At 38.9% G+C, this 17,241-nt stretch carries 13 protein-coding genes; 10 read left to right on the top strand and 3 right to left on the bottom strand.

Annotated features, from left to right (window positions below; genetic code table 11):
- Positions 1-199 precede the first annotated feature (199 nt).
- Both betA and ACFQ19_RS02080 read left to right on the top strand, forming a co-directional pair.
- Positions 200-1,879 (top strand): choline dehydrogenase, encoded by a 1,680-nt coding sequence (gene betA, locus ACFQ19_RS02085; protein ID WP_379590270.1) that lies wholly within the window; start codon positions 200-202, stop codon positions 1,877-1,879.
- 474 nt (positions 1,880-2,353) lie between these two features.
- Positions 2,354-3,562, top strand: a complete 1,209-nt coding sequence (locus ACFQ19_RS02080; RefSeq protein ID WP_379590269.1) for a hypothetical protein — start codon at positions 2,354-2,356, stop codon at positions 3,560-3,562.
- Positions 3,563-3,679: 117 nt separating this feature from the next.
- Here the strand turns inward: ACFQ19_RS02080 and ACFQ19_RS02075 are convergent, their stop codons facing one another.
- Positions 3,680-4,438 carry a MurR/RpiR family transcriptional regulator gene (locus ACFQ19_RS02075; RefSeq protein WP_379590268.1) on the bottom strand — a complete coding sequence of 253 codons (759 nt, stop codon included), beginning with the start codon at positions 4,436-4,438 and terminating at the stop codon, positions 3,680-3,682.
- Positions 4,439-4,590: 152 nt separating this feature from the next.
- On the opposite strand from ACFQ19_RS02075, the gene ACFQ19_RS02070 reads away from it, so the two are divergent.
- Both ACFQ19_RS02070 and ACFQ19_RS02065 read left to right on the top strand, forming a co-directional pair.
- A complete protein-coding gene (locus ACFQ19_RS02070; RefSeq protein WP_379590267.1) occupies positions 4,591-6,171 on the top strand; it encodes an alpha-glucoside-specific PTS transporter subunit IIBC in 1,581 nt (526 codons plus the stop codon).
- 24 nt (positions 6,172-6,195) lie between these two features.
- Positions 6,196-7,521 carry a 6-phospho-alpha-glucosidase gene (locus ACFQ19_RS02065; protein WP_379590265.1) on the top strand — a complete coding sequence of 442 codons (1,326 nt, stop codon included), beginning with the start codon at positions 6,196-6,198 and terminating at the stop codon, positions 7,519-7,521.
- A 174-nt stretch (positions 7,522-7,695) separates the two neighbouring features.
- On the opposite strand, the gene ACFQ19_RS02060 is transcribed toward ACFQ19_RS02065, so the two are convergent.
- Positions 7,696-8,460, bottom strand: coding sequence for a DeoR/GlpR family DNA-binding transcription regulator (locus ACFQ19_RS02060; RefSeq protein ID WP_379590264.1), 765 nt, complete (start codon positions 8,458-8,460; stop codon positions 7,696-7,698).
- A gap of 397 nt (positions 8,461-8,857) precedes the next feature.
- Here ACFQ19_RS02060 and ACFQ19_RS02055 point away from each other — a divergent pair, with 397 nt between their 5' ends.
- The 5 genes from ACFQ19_RS02055 to phnX all read left to right on the top strand — a co-directional run bounded on the left by ACFQ19_RS02055 (position 8,858) and on the right by phnX (position 14,171).
- Positions 8,858-9,610 (top strand): ABC transporter ATP-binding protein, encoded by a 753-nt coding sequence (locus ACFQ19_RS02055; RefSeq protein WP_379590263.1) that lies wholly within the window; start codon positions 8,858-8,860, stop codon positions 9,608-9,610.
- A gap of 13 nt (positions 9,611-9,623) precedes the next feature.
- On the top strand, positions 9,624-11,219 hold the full coding sequence (locus ACFQ19_RS02050) for an ABC transporter permease subunit (RefSeq protein ID WP_379590311.1): 1,596 nt from the start codon (positions 9,624-9,626) through the stop codon (positions 11,217-11,219).
- Between the two features lie 16 nt (positions 11,220-11,235).
- A complete protein-coding gene (locus tag ACFQ19_RS02045; RefSeq protein ID WP_379590261.1) occupies positions 11,236-12,222 on the top strand; it encodes an extracellular solute-binding protein in 987 nt (328 codons plus the stop codon).
- Between the two features lie 69 nt (positions 12,223-12,291).
- Positions 12,292-13,386, top strand: a complete 1,095-nt coding sequence (gene phnW / locus ACFQ19_RS02040) for a 2-aminoethylphosphonate--pyruvate transaminase (protein ID WP_379590260.1) — start codon at positions 12,292-12,294, stop codon at positions 13,384-13,386.
- Positions 13,383-14,171 carry a phosphonoacetaldehyde hydrolase gene (gene phnX / locus ACFQ19_RS02035; RefSeq protein WP_379590258.1) on the top strand — a complete coding sequence of 263 codons (789 nt, stop codon included), beginning with the start codon at positions 13,383-13,385 and terminating at the stop codon, positions 14,169-14,171. The genes phnW and phnX overlap by 4 nt, the downstream gene beginning before the upstream one ends.
- A gap of 129 nt (positions 14,172-14,300) precedes the next feature.
- Here phnX and ACFQ19_RS02030 read toward each other — a convergent pair whose 3' ends face one another.
- Positions 14,301-15,692: a Sau3AI family type II restriction endonuclease gene (locus ACFQ19_RS02030; protein WP_379590257.1), complete on the bottom strand. Its 1,392-nt coding sequence runs from the start codon at positions 15,690-15,692 to the stop codon at positions 14,301-14,303.
- Positions 15,693-15,829: 137 nt separating this feature from the next.
- On the opposite strand from ACFQ19_RS02030, the gene dcm reads away from it, so the two are divergent.
- Positions 15,830-17,083, top strand: a complete 1,254-nt coding sequence (gene dcm, locus ACFQ19_RS02025) for a DNA (cytosine-5-)-methyltransferase (protein ID WP_379590256.1) — start codon at positions 15,830-15,832, stop codon at positions 17,081-17,083.
- Positions 17,084-17,241 lie beyond the last annotated feature (158 nt).

Raw genomic sequence — 17,241 nt, 5'->3', positions numbered from 1 at the left:
AATTTGTTAAAATTATATTTAATAAAATGAACGAATTGGCAATTTTAGAAGATAAATTAATTTGAGAGATTGCAGGATTTACTTAAGCATGAAGACAATCTTGTTAATCTATGTCACGAGCAAAAGAAGTTTTCGATAAATGTTTTTATATTCCTTTATATTTTTTCGTAGTGTAATTGTCTTTAGGGAGGTATTTCAGATGGATAAAACATACGACTATGTAATCGTTGGCGGAGGCAGTGCAGGTTCTGTGCTTGGTAACCGTCTAAGTAGAGATGAAAATAGCAGTGTTCTTGTGCTGGAAGCGGGACGAAGTGACTACTTTTGGGATTTGTTTATTCAAATGCCGGCAGCTTTAATGTTTCCGTCAGGTAATCGCTTCTATGATTGGATTTATGAAACCGATCAGGAACCTTATATGAACGGACGTCATGTCGCGCATGCGAGGGGAAAAGTACTTGGAGGGTCGAGCTCGATAAATGGTATGATATACCAACGTGGCAACCCGAAGGACTATGATCGATGGGGAGCTGATCCAGGTATGGAAAGTTGGGACTTTGCACATTGTCTTCCATATTTTAAACGGTTGGAAGCAGCTTTTGGATCAGATCCAACTGATGAATACCGCGGTCACAATGGTCCTATTAAGTTAAAGCGCGGACCAGCAAAGAACCCTCTTTTTCAAGCCTTTTTTGATGCAGCTGTCGAGGCTGGTTATAATCGAACTCCTGATGTGAATGGGTTTCGTCAAGAAGGGTTTGGTCCGTTTGACAGCCAGGTGCATAATGGAAGGCGGGTGTCTGCTTCACGCGCATATCTGCGCCCGGCAATGCGTCGTAAAAATCTAACAGTGGAGACGCGAGCATTTGTTACCGGTATTCATTTTGATGGCACCAGAGCTAATAGTTTAACATACCAAAAGAACGGAAAAACGTATCATGTTCATGCAGGTGAAGTGATTCTTTCAGGTGGTGCATTCAATACGCCGCAAATACTGCAATTGTCCGGTGTGGGGGACGCTGATCATTTACGCTCCCTCGGCATTAATCCGGTTGTTGACTTGCCAGGTGTAGGTGAAAATCTGGAGGATCATCTCGAAGTATATATTCAGCACGCTTGCCCCAAACCTGTATCAGAACAACCGAGTTTAAATAAAGCAAAAATGCCTTGGATCGGTTTACAATGGTTGCTCGGACGTACTGGCCCAGCAGCATCCAATCATTTTGAAGGTGGCGGATTCGTCCGTTCGAATGAAGATGTAGATTATCCGAACCTAATGTTCCATTTCCTGCCGCTTGCCGTTCGTTATGATGGGAAAAAAGCAGATACGCAGCATGGATTTCAAGTACATGTTGGACCAATGTATTCCAACTCCAGAGGAAGTTTAAAAATACGTTCACGTGACCCGTTTCAGCATCCAAGCATCGTTTTCAATTATCTGTCTACGGAAGAGGATCGCAGGGAATGGGTTGAAGCAATTAGAGTTTCGCGTAATATTCTTTCCCAGCCGGCATTAGCCCCATATAGCACTGGCGAAATTTCACCCGGCCCTTCTGTACAAACCGATGAGGAGATTCTGAATTGGGTAGCCAACGATGCGGAAACGGCGCTTCATCCATCTTGTACTGCAAAAATGGGTCCCGCTTCTGATCCAATGGCGGTCGTTGATCCATTGACGATGAAGGTTCATGGATTGGACAATGTCCGCGTCGTGGATGCATCTGCTATGCCGCATACGACGAATGGAAATATCCATGCACCAGTATTAATGTTGGCAGAAAAAGCAGCAGATATTATCCGGGGGAAAAAACCATTGGATCCGGAGCATAAGGACTATTATCGTCATGGCGTACATTCTGCAGAAGCAGGAACAGTATGAAAACGGGTTTAGTATAAATTGTCGAACCAATCGTATGCGTGATAAGAACAATAATATGTTAACTTGATTTGTCTTTATTAGTTGAATACTGCTGGAAAATAGTTGCCTTGGTAAGCTGCGTTCTTTTTAAGAGAATGCGGCTTACTTTTTTATTTAAATACAGATGATTATATGGTGCATATTTCCATTATTTCTCAAACTTTTAAAACACTTCTGTTTAATAGTCAGAACAACTTTCCTTGTGTAATCGGCAAGTTCACTTGATTAAATCAGCGAATACTGTAATTTCTTTTCTAAATTTTTATTATTTCACTGCTAAAACCCTTCATTTGATGAATAATAAGTATTACATAATTAGTGTTTTAATGTAACTTTCCAAATACTCCCTAACAAAAGAAGTTTACTCTCCTTGCTTTTCGGTTAATAATACATAGATGCACAAAAACAACTTACAAAAATTGAGGTGAAACGAATTTGAGTGAAACAACAAGATATATTGGTCTAATAACCGCACCAGGTTATCCAAATGAAATCGGAGCGAGGCTGCAAAATGAACTGCCGTCTTTGCTCTCCTATTATGTAAAAGAAGAAATAGAATGGAAAATTGATTATATAGAGGATCCCCTAATAGGCGGCGGTGCCGATTCCAAAGAAGTATTGGAAGCCACAAGAAAAAAGAAAGAGGAGCAAGAGTGGGACTACGCTGTATGTTTAACGGATATTCCTTTGTTTATAGAGAAACGAATGATTGTTGCAGAGGCGAACGAAGATGAAAATATAGCGCTGATTTGTATGCCGAGTTTCGGTTCGACTCTTATGGTTAGTCGTTTACGGGAATCCATTATGCAACTGGTCAACGAAATGTATTACGGGAGTTCTGAAGAGGCAAGGGAGCGTTCTGCAGAGCGTATTGAGTCAAAACGCAGTACGCATAAAAATGTAGATGTCGATAATTCCAAAAACCTTATGACAAAAAGGTTTCTTGGTTTGCTGTCTCCGCTTAAACGGGAGGCGCCGGATGATAGTGAAGAGGAATATATGGATGTCCGATTTACTGTAGAACGCAGAGGAAGTATTGCTATCCGCCTGTTAGGGGGAATGGTGCGGGCGAACCGTCCCTGGAACATGTTTCCGGCATTTTTGAGAATCCTGATTATTGCTTTTGCAACAGGATCCTATGCACTTGTTTTTCCTACATTATGGTTATTAAGCGAGCATTATACCATTTTCAGAATGTGTTTGCTTACCGTCTTTTCTGTGTTGGCCATGACGTTATGGATTATTTTAATTCACCGGTTATGGGAGAGGAAACGGGATCAGGGCAGTAATTATACAAGAAGGCTTTATAACGCAACGACGTTTTTAACGTTATTGATTACCATTAGTATATATTATGTTATGTTGTTCTGTTTATTCCTTGTCGGCGTATTTGTGTTTATCCCGATGGGAATGCTGGAGACCCAGCTTTCGAGCGAACCCGGATTAATAAATTATTTCTATATTGCATGGATTGCTGCCAGCGTATCTACCGTAATTGGAGCCCTTGGTACAGCGTTAGAAGATGAAGATGTTGTGCTGAATGCGACGTATGGTTATCGTCAAAGGCGGCGTCATGAGCAGCTGAAAAAGAAAGAAGAAAACGAAGAGGATGAAGGTGAGGAGACGAACTCACTGACAAAATAAGAAAAGAAGGGAGACTAGCAATTTCGATGCTGGTCTCTTTTTATTAGCTCAGAGTCTCGTATTTCCATGTTAAGCATTCTAAAATAACCTTTGTTTCTTCTTATATGCTAAACCATGTTATTTCTTTCTTTGTTCTATTTTCCACTCGCTAAACTTCCTGACAATAATATCAAAAACAATATAAAACGGCAGGAAACTGGAGTTATCCACTTTGTTATACAAATAGAACGGTGTACTGTTTACATAGATATGAAACGTGGCATTTTGTGCCAGTAAATTATTCCTTAATGTGGTTACGCTGACATATTTGATATTTCTTGTTTTCATCATATGAATGATTTCCTCAAGGTTTTTGGATTCCCCTGATAAAGAGATGATGAATAAAAGATCCTCTTCACCGATTTCATCAATCCCATTTTTAAAGTCTTGTTCGTTTCGCAGTACTAAGGATTTTTTATGGAGCGACCATAATTGACGTTGGACATCATTGGCTAAATCTAGTTGAGCTGTTCCTGTACCGTAAATGTAAATATAAGGTGCCTGATCGATTAGTTGATTTAATTTATCAAAATGCAGCTGCTCCATATATCTCATGGTCTGTTGGATATCTTGGTTGAGCAGTTCGGTTAAGTCTTGGGTAGATTCCTCTGTATGGGAATTTAATTTAATATAAGATTTCAAGTCACTGTAACCATCTAAACCCAGTTTTCGGCTTAATCGATGGATCGATGAGATAGAAGTATGGGCATACGTCGCCAAATCTTGAATTTTCAACGTCTTCATCTCGTTCAGATGATTGTGAATGGTCTTTATAATATACAAATCATTTTCATTTAAATCCTGATAGTATTGGTTAACCAGTTTATCCAGAATCATTTTATTCACCTCTAGTAATGAAAATATTTTCGTTCTATGAAAATATAATCTAATGTTACTACGTTATTTCTAAACGCGTCAAACCTATTGGAATTTGAAAGCGCTACCTTTAATATGGGAATTACAGATTAAAGCAAAGGGGTTTTTTGTTTATGAATGCAATCAAGCGGTTTGGCAGTGCGATGATTGTTCCCGTCCTTTTATTTGCGTTCTTCGGTATTGTGGTCGGGCTGGCAACATTATTTAAAAATCCGACTATTATGGGGAGCATCGCAGAAGAAGGAACCATGTGGTATAGCATCTGGACCATTATTGAAAGTGGCGGGTGGACGATTTTTGATCATATGGAACTGGCTTTTGTAATCGGTTTACCGATCTCGCTTGCCAAGAAAGCGCAGGCACGGGCAACACTTGCTGCATTGATGGTTTATCTTGTTTTTAATAATTATATCAATGCGATTTTAACGCTTTGGCCATCAACGTTTGGTGTTGATTTATCCCAAGGTGTTGAAAATTTAACAGGTGTAAAAGAGATTGCAGGGATTCCGACGTTAGATACGAATATCATTGGTGCGATTGCCATATCGGGTATTGTAATCTGGATCCACAATCGTTTTTATGATAAGAAATTGCCAGATATGCTGGGAATTTTCCAAGGTCTTGTATTCGTGACCATTATCGGTTTTCTTGTCATGCTGCCTTTTGCATTCCTGATTGCATTTATATGGCCATATGTACAGCAGGGGATCGGTTCCTTGCAAGGGTTCATCACACAGGCTGGCTATCTCGGTGTATGGCTGTTTCATTTCCTGGAACGGGTGCTAATTCCAACAGGGTTGCATCATTTTATCTATACACCGTTTGAATATGGGCCGGCAGCTGTCAATGAAGGTTTAAAACCATATTGGATTGAACATTTAAATGAATTTGCTAATTCCACTGCATCATTAAAGGATCTTTATCCATATGGGTTCTTAATGCAAGGAAATGTTAAGATGTTTGGCTGTTTAGGTATCGCACTTGCTATGTATTATTCTACACCGAAACAAAACCGGAAGAAGGTACTTGCACTTGTGCTGCCGGCAACGTTAACAGCTGTATTCGCTGGCATTACCGAACCGCTTGAATTTACATTCTTGTTTATCGCACCGTATTTATTTGTGATTCATGCGCTTCTTGGAGCGACGATGGTGACGATTATGAACATGTTTGGTGTGGTTGGCATGATGGGTTCTGGATTTATTGAGATTGCTGCGCTGAACTGGATTCCGCTCTCTTCCAGTCATGGCGGAATTTATATCACCCAAGCCATTGTCGGGTTTATCTTTGTGGCATTGTACTTTGTCTTATTCAGGTGGATTATCGTGAAATTCGATATTGCCTTGCCGGGACGAAAAAATGAAGAGGAGGCTAAATTATATACGAAGGAAGATTACAAGCAAGCGAAACAAGAAGGCGCTCAACAAGAACAAGCTCCTCAATATGAATCCGAATATGAAGAAAAAGCGGTCTACTATTTAGAAGGGCTTGGCGGCAAAGATAATATTCAAGATGTGACAAACTGTGCAACGCGATTGCGTGTCACAGTGAAGGACCCAGACTTGGTTAAAGGGAATGATTACTTTACAAATAATCAGATGGCGCACGGGATAGCGCAAAGCGGGCAAAGTGTACAGGTGATTGTAGGCTTGAGTGTACCGCAAGTGAGAGATTCCTTTGAAACAAAACTTTAAAAATATAGCAGGAGGCGTTATACGATGAAAAAATTTAACATTACGATTGCTGGAGGCGGAAGTACGTTCACACCTGGGATTATCTTAATGCTGATGGATTATCTGGATGAATTCCCAATAGATACGATCAAACTCTATGATAATGATGGGGACAGACAAAAAACGGTTGCGGATGCATGTGAAATTTTACTAAAAGAGCGTGCGCCGGAAGTGAATTTACTGGCAAGTACGAATCCGGAAGAAGCATTTACCAATGTTGATTTTGTGATGGCACATATTCGGGTCGGCAAATATGCGATGCGTGAACAAGATGAGAAAATTCCATTGAAACACGGTGTTGTTGGACAAGAAACATGCGGCCCCGGCGGTATTGCTTACGGCATGCGTTCGATTCCGGGTGTACTGGAACTGGTCGATTATATGGAAACATATTCACCCGACGCTTGGATGCTGAACTATTCTAACCCGGCAGCGATTGTTGCAGAGGCAACACGTAAATTAAGACCAAACTCCAAGATTTTAAACATTTGCGATATGCCGATCGGGATTGAAGAGTTAATTGCCAAAAGCTTAGGTTTATCCTCCCGGAAAGAGATGGAAGTAAATTATTATGGTCTGAACCATTTTGGATGGTGGACAGATATTCGTGATAAAGCAGGAAACAGCCTGATGCCACAGGTAACAGAACATGTCAGCAAGTATGGCTACACGATGGGCGGACAGGATATCCCTGGTGAGGAAGCCAGCTGGAACAGCACATTTAAAAAAGCGAAAGATGTCCAAGCATTAGATGCAGAGACAGTACCTAACACGTATTTGAAATACTATTTCTATCCGGATGCAGAAGTAGCGCATTCCGATAAAAACCATACCCGCGCCAATGAGGTGATGGAAGGCCGTGAGAAGTTTATATTCGGTGAATGTCAGGCAATCATTGATCGTGGAACAGCAAAAGATTCCAAGCTTGAGACCGATGATCATGCTTCTTATATCGTTGATTTGGCAAAGGCAATTGCCTTTAATACAAAAGAACGTATGTTGATGATTGTAGAAAATAATGGTGCTATCGTTAATTTTGATCCGACAGCGATGGTGGAAGTGCCATGTCTCGTTGGCAGCAATGGTCCGGAAAAAACGGTTGTCGGTGAAATTCCAAGATTCCAAAAAAGCTTGATGGAGCAGCAGGTAGGCGTGGAAAAATTAGTCGTAGAAGGGTTTGAAGAGGGATCTTACCAGAAATTATGGCAAGCCCTTACCTTATCTAAAACTGTGCCAAGTGCCAGAGTAGCGAAGGATATTTTGGATGATTTGATTGAAGCGAATCGGGCGTTCTGGCCGGAATTGAAGTAGGTTCGATTAGAAACAAGCAACATGAGTAGAGATGCTTATGTTGCTTGTTTTTTTGTGTCTTATTTTTTGTCGAAAGCAAAAGCTTATTTATCCGAAAATAAAGAATCACACATTAGAAGCCCTTTGCAACACCTCCTAAAATGCGATTCTTATCTTCCATTTCTTGCTTCGGTCTTACTCTCCAGCTACCATCAGCTCTGTCTCTACCTCAGAGAATTGCTTTATAAAGCTTTCTTCTACCTTCTTATCCGTCACAACATAATTCACGTTATCCAAACCTGTAATATTTACTGTAACGTTCTTTCCAAATTTTGAACTGTCGGCAGCTACATAGACTTCGTGAGAAAGGTCAATTATTTTTTTGCGGGCAAGAGCTTCCTCCACATTATAATCTGAAATGCCTTTCTCTATTGTGATGCCACTTGCACAGATAAAGGCTTTTTGAATGTTTAATTGATGAAAGTTAAACAAGTAATCATAGGTTACAACAGACTGTTCATTTTTTCGGACTTTACCCCCGATAACGATCAGTTCGATATGACTATTCATTAATTCGAGTATGACAGGAACAGAATTCGTAATGACTGTCAGATTTCGTTTCTCTTTAATATATTTTGCAATTTGAAAAGTCGTCGATCCACTGTCCAGATAAATGCAGTCACCCTCTTCAATGTGTGCATGACATGTTTTAGCGATGTCCGTTTTTTCATCTAAGTGGTTGATCATTCGTTCTTCCATGGAAATTTCACCGAGCTTTGGCTCTGCTAATTTGACCCCGCCGTATATTTTTTTAATTTTCCCTTGTTTGGCAAGGGCATTAATATCCCTTCGCAGTGTATCTATAGAAATTTCCATCTCTTCCTGAAGTGCCGGCATTCTCATTACTTTTTGCACCATTAGCAAATCAATCATTTTCTTTTGTCTCTCAACTGGAAGCATCTTATCCTCCTCGTGTAACGTTTGATTGGATAAATCTTTATCACGGAGAAGCGCTCATAAAACTCCCGCCTTCAAATAAAGAGAGAGAATTAATTTATTTAGGCAGGGGATAACGGGCGCTAACTCTCTGAATCACTAAGGCTAATTCAGTGGGAGAAAAGCAAAAACTCCCACTGAATGAAGTTTCGTTTATATTCAGTTTACGGATGAACGGCTATATAATCAATTATTTTTACAAATTTCACAATAAAATATGCGTATATTTAAACGTTAATAGATATAAATTATGCATGAATTATGCTTCATATAGTCAAAATTTACATATTCTTAACACGATAAGTGTTTTATCTTAATATTCTTTTTATATGATGGGGGTAACTCAGAGGAGGTGGTCTGTTTGTTGGAATTACAAAACATTGGTAAACAATTCGACCAGAAAGTTGTACTAGAAAATATTGATCTTACTATTAATAACGGTGAAATCGTATCATTGCTTGGTCCGAGTGGAAGTGGAAAGACAACCTTATTAAATATTATCTTGGGCCTGACTAAAATGGACCAGGGGAAAGTTATTTTTAATAACAATGATCTAAGTAATGTAGCGATGAAAAATCGCGGGTTTAATATTGTGTTTCAAGATTATGCGTTATTTCCGCATTTAAATGCTTATGACAACATTGTATATGGCTTACGTAATAAAAAAGATATAGCAACGGATGCTGAAGTTAAAGAATATATTGATTTCTTAGAACTGACACCGCATTTGAAAAAGAAAATTGGCGAGTTATCCGGCGGGCAGAAGCAGCGGGTTGCTTTAGCCCGAACCCTTGTGACGAAGCCGGATGTATTACTTTTAGACGAGCCGCTAAGTGCATTAGACGGGGTGATTAAGGAGTCGATTAAAGAAAGAATCAAGTCGATCGCCAAGGAATTTAATCTGACGACGATCATTGTGACGCATGACCCGGAAGAAGCTTTAACAATATCAGACAAGATCTTGATTATTAATCAGGGAAATATCTCGCAATTTGGAACGCCGTTTGAAATTATGAATCAGCCAAAGAATGATTTTGTGAAGAATTTTATTTTAAGGCAGCTTCATATAAAACGGCAAAATATCTACAACCTGTTTGGTGAAAAGTATGCATAACGCAAGACCGGAGATGCGAATGATCTTTATCATTCTTTTATTGTTATTCGTTACTTTTCTGCTGGCTCCCTTGGCTATATTATTTTTTCGCTCCTTTATAACAGAGGAGGGAATCGGGTTTTCCAATTATGCTGCTGCTTTGTCAAATAGCACATTCATCAGTGCAATAGGCAACAGCATCAAAGTCTCAGGGGCTACCGCTGTTATTACGACGACATTGGCATTTGTCTTAGCTTATGCAGTGAACTGCACGAGAATCTATCGACCTATCAAAGGGGCAGTGAAAATCGGAATCCTTATTCCGATGCTGATTCCTACGATTACGTACGGGTTTGCGATTATGTATACTTTTGGAAATCAAGGCTTATTGACAAATGTGTTTGGCTGGAATTTGTTTGAAATCTATGGATTTAACGGATTACTTATTGGATATGTCATCTATACGCTGCCGGCAGCTTTTCTCTTGATCCATAACGCTTTTCATTATGTGGATAAGAAATTTATCATCGTATCCAAGCTGATGGGCGATGGAACATTCAGAAGCTTTATGAACACGGTTTTTCGTCCCCTGCTGGGTGCTATGGGCGGAGCGTTTGTTTTATCTTTTATTCTCAGCTTCACAGATTTTGGCATACCGGCTTCTTTAGGCGGAACGTATGATGTGGTTGCGACGCAGCTTTATCAAACCATGCTGGGTTCGATTCCAGACTTTAGCCAAGGAGCTGTGATTGCTGTTTGGATGCTTTTCCCGGCGGTGATTGGCGTCATTCTGTTAAATTATCTGGAAAGATTCAATTTTCATTATGATAAGCTCAGTGAAACAGAATTAACATTGAGTAAAGCTCGGGACAGTCTCTTCGGTATGTTATCTGTTGTTTCGTTACTGGCGATGCTTTCCATATTTGTAGTTATGTTTATTGCGCCATTCGTGACAGCTTTTCCATATGATTTACGTTTTACATGGAATCATATCACAGGTGTGTTTCAGTCGAATGATCTGGTTATGGTATATAGAAATTCACTTCTTGTTGCGGTTTTAACTGCAGGATTGGGAACGATTATTGCATACGGGGCAGCACTTCTTAATGCACGTACATCGTTAAAAGGAAAACAAACGGTAGATGTGTTTTCGATGATTACCAACACAGTACCAGGTATGGTTTTAGGATTATCTTATTTATTGCTTTTTAATGACAGCAGTTTAAAAGGAACCTTCCTCATTATTGTGTTGTGTAATATCATGCATTATTTTACAACCCCGTATTTGATGGCGAAGAATGCATTAACAAAAATGAACCCAGGTTGGGAAACATCCGGAGAATTGTTGGGAGATAACTGGATGAAAACAATATACCGCGTTATCCTTCCAAACTCTGTATCTACTGTTTTAGAGATGTTCAGCTACTATTTTATCAATGCGATGGTAACCATCAGCGGTATTATTTTTCTGGTATCTGCGCAGACAAATGTAGTAGCAAGTGAAATTAATGAATTGCAGCACTTTGCCCAGTTCAATGAAATTTTTGTTCTTTCTATGCTTATTTTCTTAACGAACTTAGTTGTTAGAGGCATATCTGAAGTTTTTCAAAAAAAGATAAGCAATGAATAAAAAGCGAGGGGAAACTATGTTAAAAACGATGAAAAAATCCATGGCAGGAGCAGGAATCGGTTTAGCGTTTATTTTAGCGGGATGCGGCGCCCAGAGCAGTGATGATGTGGTCATTTATACCAATGCAGATGAAGAAGCAACCGCAGCAATGGAAACATCCTTGGATGATGCAGGCTATGAAGGGGAGTATATTTTGCAATCGCAAGGAACATCTGAATTAGGAGGCAAACTGCTAGCGGAAGGAGATCAGATTGAAGCGGATGTAGTAACAATGAGCTCCTATTTTCTGGACAGTGCGCAAGAACAAAATGATATGTTTGCAGACTTAACTTTTGAAACAGATGCATTAGAAGGGCATTCCGATTTTTATACCCCTATTTTAGGTAATACAGGCGCTATTTTTGTAAACACGGAAGTACTGAAACAACATGGCTTAGAAGCTCCGGAAAGCATTGCAGATTTAGCAATGCCGGAATACGAAGGACTTGTATCGATACCAAACATTGATGATTCCTCGACAGGGTGGTTGATGGTACAGGCGATTATTGATGAATACGGGGAAGCAGAAGGAAAAGCTATTCTCAAAGATGTAATTGCAAATGTCGGGCCGCACCTGGAAAGTTCCGGATCCGGACCAATCAGCAAGGTGCAGGCAGGAGAAGTAGCTGCAGGGTTCGGGCTCAGACATCAAGCGGTAGCGGCGAAAGATTCTGGAGCACCAATTGACTTTGTAGATCCAACAGAAGGAAATTATTCACTAATAGAAGCTGTCGGAGTTGTGAACAAAGAGGAGAATGATGAAAAATCACAGAAAGCAATGGAAATGGCAGAGGTTATTTCTACGGATGCCAGAGAAGAACTATTAACGTATTATCCAGTAGCACTTTATGAAGGAGAAACTGTGGATGACACACATGAGCCGGCACATGCAAAAACATTTGATCAGACGTTGAGTGTGGAGTTGTTGGAACAACACCAGGAATTTTTCAATTCTGCGAAATAGAGAGTTGAATTCGGTTGTTTCTATAGTGTTGAAGCACTTTTCTATACGTTAAAAAAGGAGCGATATATGTTGGAACAATATAAACTATTAACTCCCGGCCCATTAACAACAACGGATACTGTGAAAGAAAAGATGCTTTTGGACCGTTGTACATGGGACCAGGACTACAAAGAGACCACCCAGAAAATTCGTACACAGCTGCTTCAGCTTGCAAAGGTATCCGAAGATGATTATACGGCTGTTTTGATGCAGGGAAGCGGGACATTCACGGTGGAATCTGTGATGACAACAGCAATGAATAAAAAGGATAAAGCACTTATTATTACGAACGGTACGTATGGAGAGCGCATCGTAAAAATAGCTGATTATATCGGCTTACATTATAAACATTATCAAGTTGCCTACAATGCTTATCCGGATGAATGGGAATTAAAGTCTATTTTAGAGAATGACCGTACGATTACGCATCTGGTAATGGTACATTGTGAAACAACTACAGGAATATGGAATCCGCTGGAAATGATTTCGAGACTCGGAAAGGCGTATGGAAAAACAATTATAGTAGATGCCATGAGCAGTTTTGGCGGAATAGAAATGGATGTTGGTGAACTGGGGATCGATTTCTTAATTAGCAGTGCCAATAAATGTATTCAAGGTGTGCCCGGATTCGGTTTTGTGATTGCGAAACAAGACAAATTGCTGGCGTGTGAAGGGAATGCAGGCAGTTTATCTTTAGATTTATACGATCAGTGGAAGGTTATGCATAAGGATGGAAAATGGCGTTACACCTCCCCGACACATGCAGTGGCAGCATTTTCGAAAGCGGTAGATGAGTTAATTGTAGAAGGGGGTATCCAGGAAAGGTTCCAGCGTTATCAGCGTAATAACCAACTGTTGCGAAAGAAGATGGAACAGCTTGGTTTCCAAGCGTATATACCGGAGGAAAGACAGTCGCCTATTATTACGACATTTCTATTTCCGAATGATATCTTTGTATTTGAAGATTTTTATTATTACGTGAAGGAAAGAGGTTTTGTGCTTTATCCTGGAAAACTGACAGAGCTAAATACATTCCGGATTGGTAATATCGGAGAAGTGTATGAAACAGATATAGAAAGATTATGCAACGTCATTCAAGAATATATGGGAGTGGTGGTTAAATGAAAAAAATTGAAGGCATTATCTTAGATTGGGCAGGAACAACAGTGGATTTTGGCAGCTTTGCCCCTGTACATGCATTTGTAACTGTTTTTAAAAATGCTGGTATAGAAGTAACGATTGACGAGGCAAGAGAACCAATGGGATTGACAAAGATAGATCATGTCCGGGCGATACTGTCGATGCCGCGGATTTCCACGTTGTGGAAAGAGAGGTATGGACAGGAATTCACAGAACATGATGTAGAGAGCTTATATGCCGGATTTGAGTCTGCCCTGCTGGAAACTTTAGCGATCTACACAGATCCCAAGCCAGAGGTCCTGGAAACAATCGAAAAGTTTAGAGAACAAAACTTAAAAATTGGTTCCACCTCCGGGTATACACAAAAAATGATGGATATTGTTGCTCCGGAAGCGGCGAAAAAAGGGTATCAGCCGGATTTTTATATCACAGCCGATGGAACAAGCGGCATGGGAAGACCGTATCCATATATGGTTTATCATAATATGGAAGCTTTGAAATTATCTGCAGCACGGCATGTAGTTAAGGTGGGAGATACGATTCCGGATATAGAAGAAGCATTACATGCAGGCGTTTGGGCTGTTGCTGTTGTGATTGGAAGTTCGGAAATGGGATTGAGTGAAGAGGAATTTCATGCATTGTCGGATGTGGAGCAAGAGGAACGGATTGTGAAGGTGGAGAAGACTTTTATAGAGCACGGAGCTGATTTTACGATTCGGAGTTTTAGGGAATTGTTTGAGGTTTTGGAGGAGATTGATAGGGAGTTGTGAAGACGGAAGTGATATAGGTTTCTAAGATATAAAATCCTATATAACTTTCAAAATAGCTGTGATGTATTAATTTAATAAATCACAGCTATTAATACCAATTCTTCTATGAAAATAATGTATCAGTAACTACTACTTCGAGGTATTATCTATAATATTAGCAATAAACTCACGGTTCAACCATAAACACTGTTTCGTCACAACTTGTCCAGTAGGAAGTGTCACAGTATCTTTTCCATCCCTGCCTTTAGGGCGAACGTGTGCTACGCCATTAAAACCAGCTTTTGGGAAATTATTTTCTTGCCTTGTTCCTTTGCCGTACGCTTTTACTTTTAAGTCTAAACCGATTTCCATTAATCGATTCACTTCATCGTAGATACCTCTCACTTCATTATCAATAATTTGCAAAGGCATATTCCATAACCGGATGCCTTTTAGATATGGAACTCTAGCTGGATTTTCTTTTTTCGTTTCATAAAACTGAAATACCACAAATAAAAACTTGGTTGACATAAATTTTTCACGAACACTGCTTTCTTCCCAATCTTCATGTACCCATTCATCAAAGTGAATATTTTCAAAGGACATATGCTCACGAGGTAAACCATTAGGTTCTAGACGAATGGTTTTAAATTGGATATTAGCTTTAGAAAACTCCTCAATATTATCCAAACGGGTGCCTTTAATCCCTAAAAGTGCACTGATAAGTAAAGCAATAGATGATTTTGCTTTGCCATTATATTCTATTCCTAATTTGTCTGCTATTTCCATATCAGACATTCCTATATAATTTTTAAAGCGATTTTTTAAAATATCTTCAAAGCTTAATTTATGCAGTTCTTCTTTTTTGGTAAAAGAAACTAATTCTTCCTTCTTTATAATCTTTCGAATTAAGGCTGTCATATAGCTTTGTTTTAAAGAATATGCTCGTTGCATTGCTGTTATATCTGAGTAAGGTTGCGGGCGTAACTGTTTATTACTAGCACCTTTTGTACAAGCTCCTAGATAATTTGTATCTCCTTCAGACAATTCATGTGCCTTTCCGGCATTTATTTTATTGATAATCGTTTCCCAATCTTGCTTGATAATTTCTAAATCTGCCTCGGGGAAAGTGAAAAGGAAGCTTTTATATATTTGATAATCCTCACGATCTGTATTAGGAAGCCATTGATACAACATCAATAATAGCTTTTTATTTTTGTTCCAGAAGCTGGAGGTTTCGAAATTATATTGTATTTCTTCCATATAGTTAATAATATTAAGCACTAGTCTTTCTTTAGAAGACACTGTTCCATTTTTATTCATTTTAAATGGAGTGACTTTTAATTCAATGTCAAGTTCTTCAAAATCAGGAGCTGCATTAGAATTTACTTCATATCCAAAGTAGCTTTCTTCAATAATATGACCTAATCCACCCTTGGATTTTGTGTTACTCAGTCTTCCTTTTTGGTCTAAATCTTTAAAACTTTTTCCTTCAGCTGCAATAGCTTTTTCTAATAATTCTTCTTCTGTTTCATAAATCATTATTTTTTCACCTCAAAAAGAACATTAGTTCTGTATTTTATGTTATAATAAATTTAAAACTAAGTAAAAGTTGATCCTCATCATATTTTTTATTATAATTGTTATCATGTATAATGAATACCGAAAGGGTGTATAGCATGTTGAAAATTATGGAGCTCTTTGCTGGTGTTGGTGGATTTCGCCTTGGGCTGGAACAAATAAAAGGCTTTGAAGTAGTATGGGGGAACCAATGGGAACCTTCGAAAAAAAGACAAGATGCTTTTGATTGCTATGCTAAACAATTCAAGGATAAAGGTATACACTCCAACGTAGATATTGCTCATGTAAATGAAACACAATTTATAAATCAAGATATAAATCTAGTGGTTGGCGGCTTCCCGTGTCAAGACTACTCGGTTGCACGCAGTCTATCTGGAGAAAAAGGTTTAGAAGGAAAAAAAGGGGTTTTATTTTGGGAAATTACGAGGCTTGTAAGAGAAATACAACCCAAATATTTACTTTTAGAAAATGTTGATCGCCTACTGAAATCACCTTCTAAACAAAGAGGCAGAGATTTTTCAGTGATGTTGGCAAGTCTTCGAGATTTAAATTATTCTGTTGAATGGCGAGTAATCAATGCAGCAGATTATGGACAAGCTCAAAGACGCAGAAGAGTTTTTATTTTTGCTGTGCATAATAGTACAGCGTATTATAATGGCCTTTTCAAAAAGGAAAATGATTCTATCCTTCATAAAGATGGTTTTTTTGCACCTGTCTTTCCGATTGAAGAAATGTATGTAGATAAGCACCCACCAAGAGAATTTCAATTACCAGAGAACTTATTAGAAGTATCAGATGAATTTTCACAAAAGTATTTGAATGCTGGTATTATGAAGAATGGAGCAGTATACACAGAAGAGGTTATTCCGAAAACAGAATCTTTTACTTCTCTGGGAAGTATTTTACAATCTAATGTAGACGAAAGTTATTATTTAGATGATGCTGCTATTGAGAAATTTCGTTATTTGAAGGGGCCTAAACGAATTGAAAGAACTTCCTCAACAGGACATAGTTACTACTTTTCTGAAGGTGGTATGGCCTTTCCTGATGATGTAGCTAAGCCAGGGAGGACAATGCTAACGAGTGAAGGAACAAATAATCGGAGTACGCATGTTGTAGAAGATCCAGTTACCAAAAGGTTAAGATTTTTAACACCTGTAGAGTGTGAACGTCTTAATGGCTTTCCGGACAATTGGACTGATAATATGACTGAACGAATGCGCTATTTTTGTATGGGAAATGCTTTAGTTGTAGGTTTAATTGAAAGAATGGCTAAGCGTATTAAAGAAATTGAGCAAGAAGAAATAGAACAATTAAAGATTGAGTCGCAGCAATTTAGTTTGTTTGGTTAATAGGTAAATCATATCATTTATAATGAAAGGATTGCCCTCCATCATGGAAGGCAATCCTTTCAAATAGATTATTTTATTCTTTCATTTAATGCATTGATATTTATCACAGTTGGTGGCGATTGTGCTAACGTTCCATCATCAGTGGTCCTGATACAATA

Source organism: Oceanobacillus locisalsi, from assembly GCF_042675985.1.
Taxonomy (GTDB): Bacteria; Bacillota; Bacilli; order Bacillales; family Amphibacillaceae; genus Oceanobacillus; species Oceanobacillus locisalsi.
The sequence above is the reverse complement of the archived record's forward strand: the minus strand, read 5'-3'. Positions and strand labels throughout refer to the sequence as shown.

Coding starts and splice junctions, on each gene's coding strand:
- ACFQ19_RS02030 (WP_379590257.1), bottom strand. CDS start 15,692: ATGATTTATGAAACAGAAGAAGAATTATTAGAAAAAGCTATTGCAGCT.
- ACFQ19_RS02065 (WP_379590265.1), top strand. CDS start 6,196: ATGAAAAAATTTAACATTACGATTGCTGGAGGCGGAAGTACGTTCACA.
- ACFQ19_RS02060 (WP_379590264.1), bottom strand. CDS start 8,460: ATGCTTCCAGTTGAGAGACAAAAGAAAATGATTGATTTGCTAATGGTG.
- ACFQ19_RS02075 (WP_379590268.1), bottom strand. CDS start 4,438: ATGATTCTGGATAAACTGGTTAACCAATACTATCAGGATTTAAATGAA.
- ACFQ19_RS02045 (WP_379590261.1), top strand. CDS start 11,236: ATGTTAAAAACGATGAAAAAATCCATGGCAGGAGCAGGAATCGGTTTA.
- ACFQ19_RS02070 (WP_379590267.1), top strand. CDS start 4,591: ATGAATGCAATCAAGCGGTTTGGCAGTGCGATGATTGTTCCCGTCCTT.
- phnX (WP_379590258.1), top strand. CDS start 13,383: ATGAAAAAAATTGAAGGCATTATCTTAGATTGGGCAGGAACAACAGTG.
- dcm (WP_379590256.1), top strand. CDS start 15,830: ATGTTGAAAATTATGGAGCTCTTTGCTGGTGTTGGTGGATTTCGCCTT.
- betA (WP_379590270.1), top strand. CDS start 200: ATGGATAAAACATACGACTATGTAATCGTTGGCGGAGGCAGTGCAGGT.
- ACFQ19_RS02050 (WP_379590311.1), top strand. CDS start 9,624: ATGCGAATGATCTTTATCATTCTTTTATTGTTATTCGTTACTTTTCTG.